This is a genomic window from Haematobacter missouriensis (genome assembly GCF_000740775.1).
GTDB lineage: Bacteria > Pseudomonadota > Alphaproteobacteria > Rhodobacterales > Rhodobacteraceae > Haematobacter > Haematobacter missouriensis.
This window is the reverse complement of the sequence record NZ_JFGS01000004.1, coordinates 70,423-83,503: the sequence shown is the minus strand read 5'-3', so window position 1 is coordinate 83,503 and position 13,081 is coordinate 70,423. Positions and strand designations below refer to the sequence as shown.

The 13,081-nt window shown below is 65.1% G+C and carries 14 protein-coding genes; 11 read left to right on the top strand and 3 right to left on the bottom strand.

Going from position 1 to position 13,081, the window contains the following annotated elements:
- Positions 1 to 40 precede the first annotated feature (40 nt).
- On the bottom strand, positions 41 to 2,071 hold the full coding sequence (tkt, locus tag CG51_RS06060; protein ID WP_035743152.1) for a transketolase: 2,031 nt from the start codon (positions 2,069 to 2,071) through the stop codon (positions 41 to 43).
- Between the two features lie 227 nt (positions 2,072 to 2,298).
- On the opposite strand from tkt, the gene CG51_RS06055 reads away from it, so the two are divergent.
- Both CG51_RS06055 and CG51_RS06050 read left to right on the top strand, forming a co-directional pair.
- Positions 2,299 to 2,760 (top strand): hypothetical protein, encoded by a 462-nt coding sequence (locus CG51_RS06055; protein ID WP_035743150.1) that lies wholly within the window; start codon positions 2,299 to 2,301, stop codon positions 2,758 to 2,760.
- The gene (locus CG51_RS06050; RefSeq protein ID WP_035743148.1) at positions 2,753 to 3,154 is read left to right on the top strand and encodes a cell division protein ZapA; all 402 of its coding nucleotides are present in this window, start codon (positions 2,753 to 2,755) and stop codon (positions 3,152 to 3,154) included. Before CG51_RS06055 ends, CG51_RS06050 begins: the two co-directional genes overlap by 8 nt.
- A 27-nt stretch (positions 3,155 to 3,181) precedes the next feature.
- Here CG51_RS06050 and CG51_RS06045 read toward each other — a convergent pair whose 3' ends face one another.
- Together CG51_RS06045 and dksA are read right to left on the bottom strand one after the other, a co-directional pair.
- Complete coding sequence (locus tag CG51_RS06045) at positions 3,182 to 4,366, bottom strand: FAD-dependent oxidoreductase (protein WP_035743146.1); 1,185 nt, start codon at positions 4,364 to 4,366, stop codon at positions 3,182 to 3,184.
- A 105-nt stretch (positions 4,367 to 4,471) separates the two neighbouring features.
- Positions 4,472 to 4,894: an RNA polymerase-binding protein DksA gene (gene dksA, locus CG51_RS06040; RefSeq protein ID WP_035706764.1), complete on the bottom strand. Its 423-nt coding sequence runs from the start codon at positions 4,892 to 4,894 to the stop codon at positions 4,472 to 4,474.
- A gap of 177 nt (positions 4,895 to 5,071) precedes the next feature.
- Between dksA and CG51_RS06035 the strand changes: the two genes are divergently transcribed.
- From CG51_RS06035 to CG51_RS06005, 9 genes are all read left to right on the top strand, one after another.
- Positions 5,072 to 5,911 (top strand): AAA family ATPase, encoded by an 840-nt coding sequence (locus tag CG51_RS06035; RefSeq protein ID WP_035743143.1) that lies wholly within the window; start codon positions 5,072 to 5,074, stop codon positions 5,909 to 5,911.
- Between the two features lie 31 nt (positions 5,912 to 5,942).
- Complete coding sequence (locus CG51_RS06030; RefSeq protein ID WP_035743141.1) at positions 5,943 to 6,401, top strand: GNAT family N-acetyltransferase; 459 nt, start codon at positions 5,943 to 5,945, stop codon at positions 6,399 to 6,401.
- A gap of 84 nt (positions 6,402 to 6,485) precedes the next feature.
- Positions 6,486 to 7,871 (top strand): DUF2927 domain-containing protein, encoded by a 1,386-nt coding sequence (locus CG51_RS06025; RefSeq protein ID WP_051930119.1) that lies wholly within the window; start codon positions 6,486 to 6,488, stop codon positions 7,869 to 7,871.
- Between the two features lie 2 nt (positions 7,872 to 7,873).
- On the top strand, positions 7,874 to 8,047 hold the full coding sequence (locus tag CG51_RS20355; protein WP_088233408.1) for a hypothetical protein: 174 nt from the start codon (positions 7,874 to 7,876) through the stop codon (positions 8,045 to 8,047).
- Positions 8,047 to 9,231, top strand: coding sequence for a vWA domain-containing protein (locus CG51_RS06020; RefSeq protein WP_035743139.1), 1,185 nt, complete (start codon positions 8,047 to 8,049; stop codon positions 9,229 to 9,231). The genes CG51_RS20355 and CG51_RS06020 overlap by 1 nt, the downstream gene beginning before the upstream one ends.
- Before the next feature lie 153 nt (positions 9,232 to 9,384).
- Entirely contained in the window at positions 9,385 to 9,552 is a 168-nt protein-coding gene (locus CG51_RS19955; RefSeq protein WP_156961333.1) for a hypothetical protein, read from the top strand.
- Positions 9,553 to 9,673: 121 nt separating this feature from the next.
- A complete protein-coding gene (locus tag CG51_RS06015; protein ID WP_051930117.1) occupies positions 9,674 to 10,306 on the top strand; it encodes a paraquat-inducible protein A in 633 nt (210 codons plus the stop codon).
- Entirely contained in the window at positions 10,273 to 10,968 is a 696-nt protein-coding gene (locus CG51_RS06010) for a paraquat-inducible protein A (protein ID WP_051930115.1), read from the top strand. The genes CG51_RS06015 and CG51_RS06010 overlap by 34 nt, the downstream gene beginning before the upstream one ends.
- Positions 10,961 to 13,078, top strand: a complete 2,118-nt coding sequence (locus CG51_RS06005) for a PqiB family protein (protein ID WP_051930112.1) — start codon at positions 10,961 to 10,963, stop codon at positions 13,076 to 13,078. The genes CG51_RS06010 and CG51_RS06005 overlap by 8 nt, the downstream gene beginning before the upstream one ends.
- Positions 13,079 to 13,081: the final 3 nt, after the last annotated feature.

The window sequence follows — 13,081 nt, the reverse complement described above, 5'->3', positions numbered from 1 at the left end:
GGCGAAGGGCCGATCCGAAGCGGGACCGGCCCCCCGGGCATTAGCTGTTGCGGCCAAGCAGGGCGCGCGCCTGCGCCGCCACGTTCTCGGCAGTGATGCCGAACTCCTGATAGAGCCGTTCCGCAGGGGCGGAGGCGCCGAAGCCGGTCATGCCGACGAAAGCGGCCTTGCCGTCGCGCCCGCGCTCACCGATCAGCCAGCGGTCCCAGCCGAAGCCGGTTGCGGCCTCCACTGCCACCCGGACGGGGCCTGCGGGCAGCACCTTGCGGCGATACGCTTCCGGCTGCTGGGCGAACAGTTCAGCACAGGGCATGGAGACGACGCGGGTGCCGATGCCTTCGGCCTCCAGCGCCTCCCGCGCGGCGAGCGCGATCTCCACTTCCGAGCCGGTGGCCATCAGGATGGCCTGACGCTTGCCCGTGGCTTCCCGCAGGATATAGGCGCCCTGTTGGGTCAGGTTCTTCGCGGTGAAGTCGGTCCGAACCGTCGGCAGGTTCTGGCGGGAGAGGACGAGCACCGTCGGCGTCGCCTTCTGGTTCAGCGCGATCTCCCACGCCTCAGCCGTCTCCACCGTGTCGGCGGGACGGATGGTCAGCGTGTTGGGCGTCGCGCGGCAGATCGCCAGATGTTCGACCGGCTGGTGCGTGGGGCCGTCCTCCCCCAGACCGATGGAATCGTGGGTCATTACATAGATGACCGGCAGACCCATCAGCGCCGAAAGCCGCATGGACCCTCGCGCATAGTCGGTGAAGGCGAAGAAGGTGCCGCCATAGGGATGGAACCCGCCGTGAAGCTGGATGCCGTTCATCGCTGCCGCCATTCCGTGTTCACGGATGCCGTAGTGGATGTAGCGACCCTTGCGATTCTCCGGCGAGAAGATGCCCAGATCGGCCGTCCTGGTGTTGTTGGAGCCGGTGAGGTCGGCGGAACCGCCGAGCATCTCCGGGATCGCGGGGTTCAACACCTCAAGCACCATCTCCGACGATCTCCGCGTCGCGACCTTGGGCTTCGACTCCGCCGCCTGCCGTTTCAGACCCCGGATAAGGCCCGCGACCTTTGCCGGCAGCTCGCCGGAGAGCGCACGATCGAAGCTGGTCCGGCGACCGGCGGGCAGGGCGGCGATGCGGCTCTCCCACTCCTGCCGGTCGGCGGAGCCCCGCAGGCCCGCTTCGCGCCAGCTTGCCCGGATATCATCCGGGATCTCGAAGGCCGCGTGGTTCCAGCCGTAGATCTCCCGAACGGCGGCGATTTCGTCCGGGCCGAGGGGCGAGCCATGCGCGCCGGCCGTGTCCTGCTTCTTCGGGCTGCCGAAGCCGATATGCGTCTTGCAGTCGATGAAGACCGGCTGCTCGGAGCGCTTGGCCTCCGTCAGCGCGGCGTCTATCGCCGCGGGGTCGTGCCCGTCGCAATGCAGCACCTTCCAGCCCGAGGCAGCAAAGCGCGCCCGCTGATCGGTGATGTCGGAGAGGGAGACCTTGCCGTCGATGGAGATGCCGTTGTTGTCCCACAGCACGATGAGCTTCGAGAGCTTCTGCATCCCGGCGAGGCCGATGGCCTCCTGGCTGATGCCCTCCATCAGACAGCCGTCGCCCGCGATGACATAGGTGTGGTGATCCACCGCTTTCGCGCCGAAACGGGCGCGGAGCGCCTCCTCCGCGATGGCGAAGCCCACGGCGTTGCCCAGCCCCTGGCCCAGCGGGCCGGTGGTCGTCTCCACCCCCTTCACATGGCCGTATTCCGGGTGCCCGGCCGTCTTGGCCCCCCATTGGCGGAAGTTGCGGATCTCCTCGATCGTCACTTCCTCGTAGCCCAGCAGGTGGAGGAGCGCGTAGATCAGCATCGAGCCGTGACCCGCCGAGAGGATGAACCGATCGCGGTCCGCCCAGTCAGGGTGCGAGGCGTCGAATTTCATGTGCCGGGTGAACAGCACCGTGGCCACGTCGGCCATGCCCATCGGCATGCCGGGGTGGCCGGAATTTGCCGCTTGAACCGCGTCCATTGCCAGAGCGCGGACCGCGGCCGCCTGCTGCCAGTGTTCGGGATAGCGGTCGCGGAGCGTTGCGATATCCATGCGCTTTCCTTTCGCAGGGCCGCCGGAAATCGGTCCTTCCCGCGGCGGTTTCCGGGGCGTGATAGCAGCCTGTCGCCCAAGTTCAAGGCTGCGAAGGGCCGCCGATGATCGTCGGCGCGCAGATGCGGCCTTGAACCGGCTGCCGCTTTGGTCGAAGTTTGTCCGCGAAGGTGCCGCGACATCATGGAAACGCATTGGAGCGACAGTCGCAGCCTAACGGGGGGCCCATGAACGAGATCGCCGATCTGGAAAGACGGATCACGACCGCGCTGGAACGTCTGCGGCGGGGAATGGAGGACATTCCCACCCCCGATATGGATGGTGACGGCGCACTCCGCGCCGCTCTTGTGGCAGAAGAGGAGCGCAACCGTACGCTGGAGGCGCGGGCCGACGCGATTCGGTCGGAGCAGGAGGCTCTGGTCGCGGAATTGGAGCGGCGGGTTGCGGATCTGGCGGGGGCGCTCGACCTCGCGACGGAAGAAATGGGCCGGCTTCGCAATGTGAACGCGGCACTGTCGGAGGCGATGCGCGAGCTGCGCGAGGCGCGGGACCCGGAGGCGAGTGTGCTGAACCGCGCTCTGCTTGCCGAGGCGGAGGAACTCCGCAGCCGTCGTGCGGCGGATCTTGCGCAAGTGGAGGAAATCCTGGAAGAACTACGTCCTCTGATCGGAGAGCCAACTGATGCCTGAAGTGACCGTTTCGATCGGCGGCCGTGAATTCGCCGTCGCATGCCAAGAGGGGCAGGAGTCCTTCGTGCAAACCGCGGCGGCGCTTCTGGACGATCAGGCGCAGGTTCTGGTCCAGCAGAGCGCGCGCATACCGGAGCCCCGGCTTCTGCTGATGGCCGGACTCATGCTGGCCGACCGCACGGCGGGGCTGGAAGAGCGGCTGCGTCTCGCCGAAATGCGCGCGACGGAGGCGGAGGCGGCGCTGGAAGAGGCGCTCTCGCGACCAGCGCCGGAGCCTGCGCGGATCGAGGTGCCGGTGATACCGGAAATCGTGATAGATACGCTTTCGGAAATCGCGGCGCGGGCGGAGGCGCTGGCGGGCGAACTGGAAGAACGGATCAAGCGAGCCTCCTGACCCCTATCGGGGACTGGACACGTCCCGTCAGGCATCCATCCGGCAGGCCGCAACGGGATCGTAGCGGTAGATCCAGTCGAATCGGCCGATGGCGGCCGAGGGCGCCAGCAGTCCGCCCAGCCGCAGGACCATGTGCGCCGCCTGCCGGGACGCGCCCGTCAGGTGGTAGTTGCGCGCATTCGCATTTGCCGCCGCGACGAGACGGGCGACTCGCGCGCGGCGGAGACGCACGAAATCGGCGAATCCCTGTTCCGCATCCGGCGCGGAGGCAAGCGCTGCTGCGATCAGCCACGCATCCTCCAGCGCCATGTTGGCCCCCTGGGCGAGAAACGGGAGCGTGGGATGGGCGGCATCGCCGATGACGATGGCCGCGCCCCGGTACCAGTGCTGCACGAGGCCGTGGCGGAACAGGCCCCAGAGATGCACCTCGTCAACCTCTGCAAGCAGACTGCGCACGGGCGTCGCGAACCCGGCAAAGGCGGCTCGCAGGTTGGCGGGATCGTCCACCGCCCGCCAGTCCTCCGCCGCCCATGCGGCCCGCTCCTCCACCGCGACGATGTTCAGCAGGCCACGGGGCAGAGGATAGGTGACCAGATGCCGCCCCGGTCCGGTATGGACCCGTGCGACCGGCTCCGCCTCTCCCCGCACGACGGCCCGCCAGGCGACCTGACCGGTGAAGAAGGGCTGGGTGGTGTCCTCCCCCTCAACCGCTGTGCGCACGGGGGAATGGATACCGTCCGCGCCGATGAGGAGGTGGGCCTCATGACTCTCGCCGCCGGCAAGGTTGAGGCGTACGGTCTGGCCGGTCACATCGGCAGCCAGCACGCGGGTCTTCAGGCGGAGAGTGACGCCCGCCTCCCGGACCGCGTTGAAAAGGAGGGCGATGAGATCGGGCCTGCGGACGAAGCGGTGCGGCTCCTCCGGTCTGAGCCGGGCGAGGTCGAGCCGGATCACGCGCCGCCCCGTCGGGCCGTCCACGATCTCCACCCCGCGGGAGCGGAGCGACAGGGTGGAGAGCTGCTCTCCGAGGCCGAGGGCTTCCAGCACGCGCGCGCCGTTGGGGGTGATCTGGAAACCCGCCCCGAACTCCCGCACCGCTTCGGCCTGTTCGAGCACGGTCACCCGGGCACCCCGGCGCGAAAGCGCCAGCGCTGCCGCCAGCCCCGCAACGCCCGCGCCGACCACCGTGATCTCCCGGCCGCTCAGCTCCATCCTCTCGCCTCCAAAACGAAACACCGGCAGCCACTGCCGCCGGTGTTTCCAGTCATGTCTCCGGCAGGCGCCCAAATGGCAATCGGCCGGGCGGGCGCCGGAAGGTCAGTCGTCGCGGTGAACCCGCTCGCGACGTTCGTGGCGTTCCTGCGCTTCAAGGCTGAGCGTCGCGATGGGGCGGGCATCGAGCCGCTTGAGGGAGATGGGCTCTCCCGTTTCTTCGCAATAGCCGTATTCGCCATTGTCGATGCGCCGCAGCGCGGCATCGATCTTGGACACGAGTTTGCGCTGCCGGTCACGGGTCCGAAGTTCAAGCGCGCGGTCGGTCTCCTCACTGGCACGATCTGCGATGTCGGGGATATTGCGGGTGCTGTCCTGAAGACCTTCGATCGTTTCCCGGCTTTCCGAGAGCAGGTCATTCTTCCACGCAATCAATTTTCTGCGAAAATATTCGAGCTGTCGCTCATTCATGAATGGTTCGTCTTCGGCGGGTCGATAGTCTTCGGGTAGAAAGACTTCTGCCTTCATGTCAGCCCCCTTGGTCAGACCGGGCCGTGCACTGGGTTCGCTTATCGGCATACAGGCACTCCTTGGGAGGGTGCATTACCGCAAGATGTAGCACCTGTCACTAGCTTTGATCCTGCACTTGCAGCGAAGAAGGTGCGTGTTACCCTCATGCCAGCATCAGGGAGATCGGCGGGCAGGATGAAGTTTCTCGGTACTCAGGATTACGTTGCGACGGAGGATCTGACGATCGCCGTGAACGCGGCAGTGGCGCTCGAACGGCCGTTGCTGGTGAAGGGGGAGCCTGGGACGGGCAAGACCGAACTGGCCCGTCAGGTGGCGACGGGCCTTGGCCTGCCGATGATCGAATGGAACATCAAATCCACCACCCGCGCGCAGCAGGGCCTATACGAATATGATGCGGTGAGCCGGCTGCGAGACAGCCAGCTTGGCGACGAACGGGTGCGGGACGTGGGCAACTACATCCGCAAGGGGAAGCTGTGGCAGGCGTTCGACGCCCCCGGAAAGGTCGTCCTGCTGATCGACGAGATCGACAAAGCCGACATCGAATTCCCGAACGATCTGCTCCAGGAGCTCGACCGGATGGAGTTCCACGTCTACGAGACGGGGGAGACGGTGCGGGCCATCCATCGCCCAATTGTGATCATCACATCCAATAACGAAAAGGAATTGCCGGACGCTTTCCTGCGACGGTGCTTCTTCCACTACATCCGTTTCCCGGATGCGGAGACGATGCGGCGAATCGTGGCCGTGCATTTTCCCGATCTGAAGGAAGATCTGCTCGCCGCCGCGCTGACCCGATTCTACGAAATCCGCGAACAGCCCGGCCTGAAGAAGAAGCCCTCCACCTCCGAGGTGCTGGACTGGCTGAAGCTGTTGCTGGCGGAGGACATGACCGCGGAGGATCTGCGCAAGGAGTCGCGCAGCCTGTTGCCAAAGCTTCACGGCGCGCTTCTGAAGAACGAGCAGGATGTTCACCTGTTCGAGAGGCTGGCCTTCATGGCCCGCGGGCAACGCTGAGCGATGGGCTTGACTGGAAAATGACGAGATCATGACAAAGGTGGATCAGACGGTGGCGGTTCGACCGCTTCGCGCCTCGGACGAGGCTGAATGGCGCAGGCTGTGGACGCTCTATCTGGAATTCTATGAAAGCTCAGTATCCGAGGAGGTTTACGAGACGACCTTCAAGCGGCTTCTCAGCGATGAGGCCACCACGTTCCGGGCCTTGGTCGCGGACCGGGGCGATGGGCTGCTGGGGCTTGTGCACTATGTCTTTCACCCGCATTGCTGGCGGGTCGAGCAGGTTTGCTACCTTCAGGACCTGTTTGTGGACAAGGCTGCGCGGGGAACCGGGCTGGGCCGCGTGCTCATCGAGGCAGTCTATGCTGCGGCGGACCGGGAAGGGGCGCCCCAAGTCTATTGGCTGACGCAGGAGTTCAACACGACTGCGCGACAGCTTTATGACCGAATTGGCAAGGTGACGCCGTTCATCAAATACAATAGATTTTGAACTAAGCGACACGGAGAACCCACAAAACCCGGGCAAAGTGTCGCGGGGCCGCAAGCGGCCCTCGACCAACAGCCCGGAGGCCGCATGTTCAAACACTTTCCCTTCCGTCCCGGTTCCATCGCGCTCGCGATGGGGCTGGCGCTTTCCGCCTGCGGGCAGGTCAGGGATCAGCCCACCCGCCTTGCCGCGCCTGTGACAGCGCTTCCCGCCATGAAAGCGTTCGGGGTGGAACGGATCGATCCGCCACGCCGCGCCAATGCGGATATGGTGGACGATTTTCTGGAACTCTCGTTCGAGATGGAAAGCGGGCGGGCGCTGCCGGTGCTGACCCGGTTCGAAGTCCCGGTGACGCTGGCCCTGACAGGCCCGGTTCCGCCGAGCGCGTCCGGCGAGGTGGACAAGCTCCTGACCCGGTTCCGGCGCGAGGCGCATATCGACATCACCCGCGTTGCGGATCCCGCCGCCGCGCGGATCGTGGTCGAGTTCGTCCCGCAAAGCAGGCTCCGCAACGCCGCCCCCGACGCGGCCTGTTTCGTGGCTCCCAATGTGACGAGCTGGAGCGATTATCTGAGCGCCCGCCGCACCGACCGGGTGGACTGGACAAAGCTCACCACGCGTACGCGGGCAGGGGTGTTCATCCCCGCCGATGCCAGCCCGCAGGAGATCCGCGACTGCCTGCACGAAGAAACGGCGCAGGCCATGGGGCCGCTGAACGACCTCTACCGTCTGCCGGACAGCGTATTCAACGACGATAACTTCCACGGCGCGCTGACCGGGTTCGACATGCTGATGCTGCGCGCCTACTATTCACCCGAGCTGGCCAGCGGCATGACGCGGGCGGAGGTGGCGGAGCGGCTGCCGAACATCCTCGACCGGCTGAACCCGCCGGGACGGAACGTGGCCCGCAAGCCCGCCGGCCCCACCACACCCGACTGGCGCGACGCGATCAATACGGCGCTGAGCAGCGGTTCGGCGGAAACGCGGGCCAATGCCGCGCGCCGGGCTGTCACCATCGCGCAGCGCAACGGCTGGGTGGATGCGCGGCTGGCCTTCAGCCATTTCACCTATGCGCGGACCGCCATGGCGGTCGATCCGGAGGCGGCGGTCACCAGTCTGATGTCCGCGCGCAGGCTTTATGAGGGATTGCCGTCCTGCGCCACGCACAAGGCGCATGTGGATATGCAGCTCGCCGCGTTTGCCCTGACCTCCGGCGATCCGCAGGAGACACTGCGGCTGGTGGAGCCGGAGTTGCAGGAGGCGAAGAAGTGGCAAAATGCCGCGCTGCTCTCCACCCTGCTTATGATGAAGGCGGAGGCGCTCGACAGGCTCGGGCGCGGCGAAGAGGCGGGAGTTGTGCGGCTCGACAGCCTCGCTTGGGCGCGTTACGGCTTCGGTGCCGATCAGGCGGTCAGGGAGCGCCTGTCCGAGATCTCGGCGCTCGGCCCGGTGAACGGGCGCAAGAAGGGGTGAGGATGCTCTACGTTCTGCTCGGGGCGGTGGTTGGCGCCGTCGTCGGCGGTTTTCGCGCGAGGGCGCGGGGAGGCAACGGCTTCGACATCGCGCAATACGCTGCGGTTCACGCGCTGATCGGCGGAGTGCTGATGGTGTTCGTCACTATCTGGCTGCTGCGGCACGGTGCCGGCTGATGTTCCTGCCCTTCTTCGAGAAACTGCGCGGCGCGGGCATTCCGGTAAGTCTCAGGGAATATCTGGCCTTTCTGGAAGGACTGCGCGCCGATCTGGTGATCTATGATGTGGAGGGCTTCTATTACCTCGCCCGGACGGTGATGGTGAAGGACGAGCGGCATCTGGACCGTTTCGACCGCGCCTTTGCCCAGACCTTTGCGGGGCTGGAGCAGATTTCGGTGGGCCAGGTGCTGGAGGCGCTGTCACTGCCGCCCGACTGGCTGGAGAAACGTGCAGAGAAGTTCCTGACGCCCGAGGAACGCGCCCAGATCGAGGCGATGGGCGGGTTCGAGAAGCTGATGGAGACACTCCGCCAGCGGTTGAAGGAGCAGGAAGGCCGCCATCAGGGTGGCTCCAAATGGGTTGGAACGGCGGGTACCTCGCCGTTCGGCGCCTATGGCTACAACCCCGAGGGTGTTCGCATCGGGCAGGATGAGAGCCGCCATCAACGCGCCGTGAAGGTCTGGGACAAGCGGGAATTCCGAAATCTTGACGACACGGTGGAGATCGGCACCCGCAACATCAAGGTCGCCTTGAAGCGGCTCCGCCGATGGGCGCGGGATGGCGCGCAGGAGGAACTGGACCTGGATGGAACCATCCGCGCCACGGCGGAACACGGCTATCTCGACGTACAGACCCGCCCGGAGCGCCGCAATGCCGTGAAGCTTTTGCTTTTCTTCGACGTCGGTGGCTCCATGGACCCCCATGTGAAGCTGGTGGAGGAGTTGTTCTCCGCCGCGCGGGCAGAATTCAAGCATCTCGAATATTATTACTTCCACAACTGCCTTTACGAAGGCGTCTGGCGGGAAAACCGCCGCCGGTGGGACGAGCAGATCCCGACTGAGGAGGTTCTGCGGACCTACGGTGCGGACTACAGGTGCATCTTCGTGGGCGACGCCGCGATGTCGCCCTATGAGGTCACTCACCCGGGTGGCGCCAATGAGCACTGGAACGCGGAGCCGGGAGAAGTCTGGCTGCATCGTGCCCGCCTGCAGTGGCCGTCCAACATCTGGTTGAATCCGGTGCCGGAGGCGCATTGGCGGCACGCGCACTCGACCACGCTGATCCGTAAAATTTTCGATGATCGGATGTTCCCGCTGACCCTTGAAGGATTGTCGCGCGGAATCAAGGAATTGGCACGTTGAACGGGGCAGCCTGAACAAAACGTGTAAATTTCTCCTCTTTAGGTTGATTGAGCAGGGTCAGTTTGTACATTAAATAGAATTAGGCAGGTTATCGCCGATGCGGGCAAATGCTCGTGACTTTTTTATGAGGATGTCGAAGCAAGGAATAGGCCAATGCCAATCTTCGTGATTCTGGGCTGTTCGATGGGCGTTCTCTCCGCGGGAGCGTCGCTCGCCGGGGGATATGGATTGCTCGTTGCGGCACTGTCGTATTTCGGTTTCGGCTTTCTCGGAATGCTCGCAGGCATGGTGTTCGGCGCGCTCCGCTCGCGTGCTAACTGACAAGCGAACGTGATATCGGCGGTGACCTTGCGGGGGGTGACCGTGCCGCATTCGCTCCACTCTGGGAGAAGAGACGCGTTACGCCATTGAAAGACGGTGTACTCCGCTACATGCTCGCCGCATGACCTCCGCCCCGTTGAACCCGGCCTCCAGTTTCATCGTCTGCCCCTATTGCGACGCGCTGCACGAGCTGGCGCCCGTCGAGCCGGGCGGGCGGGCGCTGTGCCGGCGTTGCGGCTCCACGTTGATCCGCAACCGGCCGAATGCACCGCTTCTGGTCTCCGTTCTGTCCATCACGTCCCTCATCCTCATGAGTGGCGGCGTATTTTTTCCGTTTCTGGGCGTATCCAGCTACGGGATGAGCAATGAAAGCTCGGTCTTCGGGGCGGCGCTGGCCTTTCACGGCGATCTTCGGCCGCTGTCCTTTGCCGTGCTTCTGATGATTGTCCTGCTGCCGGTCACCCGCTGCATCGCGCTCATCTATACGCTGCTCCCCCTGACGCTCGGCCGCCCGCCGCTCCGCCACGCCGTGCGGGTGTTCCGCATTGCGGAGCGGCTGCGCCCCTGGTCCATGGTGGAGGTTTTCGTGATCGGCACCGCTGTGGCACTCGTCAAGGTCGCCGGGCTGGCCAATATCACACTCGGGCCTGCCTTCTGGGCTTTTGCCGCGATGATCTTCACCGTGGCCATCGCCGATGGCTATATCAACAGATGGTCCATATGGTCGGCGCTGGAAACACGGAACAGATCCTGACTGCCGATGAGGCAGGGTTGGTTGGCTGCAGGATGTGCTGCCGCGCCTGGCCAAAGGGGCAGGAGCACTGCGGTCTGTGCGGCAGTCGCCTCTACAGCCCGGACACGGCAAGCCTGCAATGGGTCTGGGCCTGGCTGATTACCGGGCTGATCTTCTACATCCCCGCAAACATGTTTCCGATGCTTTACACCGACACGCTGATCTACAGTTCCGGCGCGACGATCCTGGGCGGTGTGATAGAGTTTTTCCAGTACGGCGATTATTTCGTCGCCTCGGTGATCTTCATCGCAAGCGTCCTGATTCCGATCTGCAAATTCGCGGTCATCGCCTTTCTTGCCATCAGCGTGCAACGCGGACAGGCAGGGGGCGTGCGATATCAGCATGTCTATGAGGTAGTGGATTTCATCGGGCGCTGGTCGATGATCGACGTCTTCGTTGTGGCCATCCTGTCGGCGCTCGTGCAACTGGGTTTCGTCGCCTCCATACATCCCGGAACGGCGGCGGCGGCCTTTGCCTTGAGCGTTGCGTTCACCATGGTGTCCGCGCATAGTTTTGACAGCCGACTTGTCTGGCGCAAGGCGCGGAAATCTGGCAGGAATTCCACGATCGGCCCCAAGGGCCAGCCTCCCGGAACGACCGAACAGGTGTTTCTCCATGACTGATCACGGCACCGGCCGGGGCAATGGCTCCGACGGCCCCGCGCCCCTTGACCAACGCCCCACGCGGGAGCCGTTCTGGCGGCGTATCGCCTGGATCTGGATCGTACCGCTCGTAGCGCTGCTCGTAACGCTGGGGATCGCCTGGCGTGCATACAGCGAGCGGGGCGTCTTGATCGAGGTGACCTTTGCCAATGCCACCGGGGTGACGCCCGGACAGACCGCGCTCCGCTTCCGGGATGTGGATGTCGGGGTGGTGGAGTCCATCGGCTTCAGCGAAGATCTTTCGCACGTCGTGCTCCGTATCCGGGTGCATCGGGACATCGCGCCTTTCGTTGACAAGGACGCGCGGTTCTGGATCGTGCGGCCCGAGGTTTCAGCGCAGGGTATTTCGCGGCTCGATACGGTGATTTCCGGGGTGTTCGTCGAAGGCTTCTGGAACGCGCATCCCGATGGGCCACCCGTCTATGAATTCACAGGGCTCGAGCAGATGCCGCCCGGCATTCTGAACGGGCCGGGCACGACCGTCACTCTCCGCGTCGCGGACCCGCGCGGACTGGCCGAAGGGGCTCCGGTACTCTACCGCGGCATCACGGTCGGGCATCTGCAGAACATCCGCCTCGCCCCGACGGGGGACACGGTTCTGGTGGATGCCTTCGTTTCCGAGCCGCATGACAAGCTTCTTACAACGGCCAGCGTCTTCTGGGACACCTCCGGCTTTTCCGTGTCCGTCGGGCCGAGCGGTGTGAACCTGAATGTCTCCAGCCTTGCCGCGCTCGTGCAGGGAGGTGTGGAGTTCACCACACCGATCTCTGGCGGGGGGGTAAGCCGTTCGGGGGAGGAATACCGGCTGTTCCCCAGCGAAAGTGCGGCGCGTGACAGCCTGTTCACCAAGTCCGAAGGGACACGGATCGAGGTCTCCGTCCTGCTCGACAGTTCTGTCCGGGGGCTGACGCAGGGGGCGGCAGTGCATTACGAGGCCCTTCCCGTTGGAGAGGTCACCAACCTTGCCGTGCAGATCGACCGCGCGCCGGACGGATCGGAGGAGGTGCGCCAGCGCGTCATTCTTTCACTGGTGCCGGAGCGCATGGGCCTGCCGCCCGATACCACGCCGGAGGGAATGTACGAGTTTCTGGATGAGCAGATCGCACAGGGGCTGCGCGCACGGGCCGTCGGCACAGGCTTCCTCGGCAATACCATGATCATGGAACTGGCGCGGGTGGAGGGTGCCCAGGGCGGTGCGCTGGACAGGGCGGCGCAGCCGTTCCCGGCGATCCCCAGCGCGCCCGCCGATCTGAGCGACGTGACCACCACTGCGGAGGGGCTTCTCACCCGGCTCGGCAATCTGCCGATCGAGCAACTGATCGAGGCCGCTACCGGCCTGATGAATTCCGCCACCGCCTTCATGATGAGCGATGATCTCCGCCAGACGCCGGCTGCTGCCCGCGACCTGCTGGATCAGGCGCGGGCGCTGCTCGGTTCGGAGGAGATGCGCAGCGCTCCAGCCGCCGTCCGGGAACTGGTCGGTGAAGTGCAGGGGCTGGTGTCCGACCTGCGCAGCCAGGAGATCGGCGGCAAGGTCGGCATTGCGCTCGACGAGACCGCGCGCGCCGCCGCCACCGTGGCGGAGGTGGGCGAGGGGTTGCCGGATCTGGTCACCCGGCTTCAGACGCTGACCGATCAGGTGGCCGCGCTCAACTACCGGGAGTTGGGCGACCGTATGAGCGGCTTGCTCGCAAGACTGGAGGAGGTTGCGGGGCAGGAGGGCACACAAGCGTTGCCCGCGCAGCTCGGCGCAACGCTGAATGAGCTCGCCAGCCTTCTGCAGACGTTGCGGGACGGTGGCGCCGCGGAGACGCTGAACCGTACGCTGCAAAGCGCGCAGGCCGCTGCCGACGGTGTAGCACGGGCCTCCGATCAGCTGCCCGCGATCAGCCAGCGGCTCGACACGGTGGTGCGCAATCTCGACGGGTTGATCCAGACTTATGGTGCCCGCTCCAGCTTCAGCACCGAGACGCTGAGCGCACTGCGCGAACTTCGCCGTGCAGCCTCCGCCGTCGGTTCGCTGGCGCAGACCATCGAACGCAATCCCAGCTCCATCCTCACCGGCCGCTAAGGA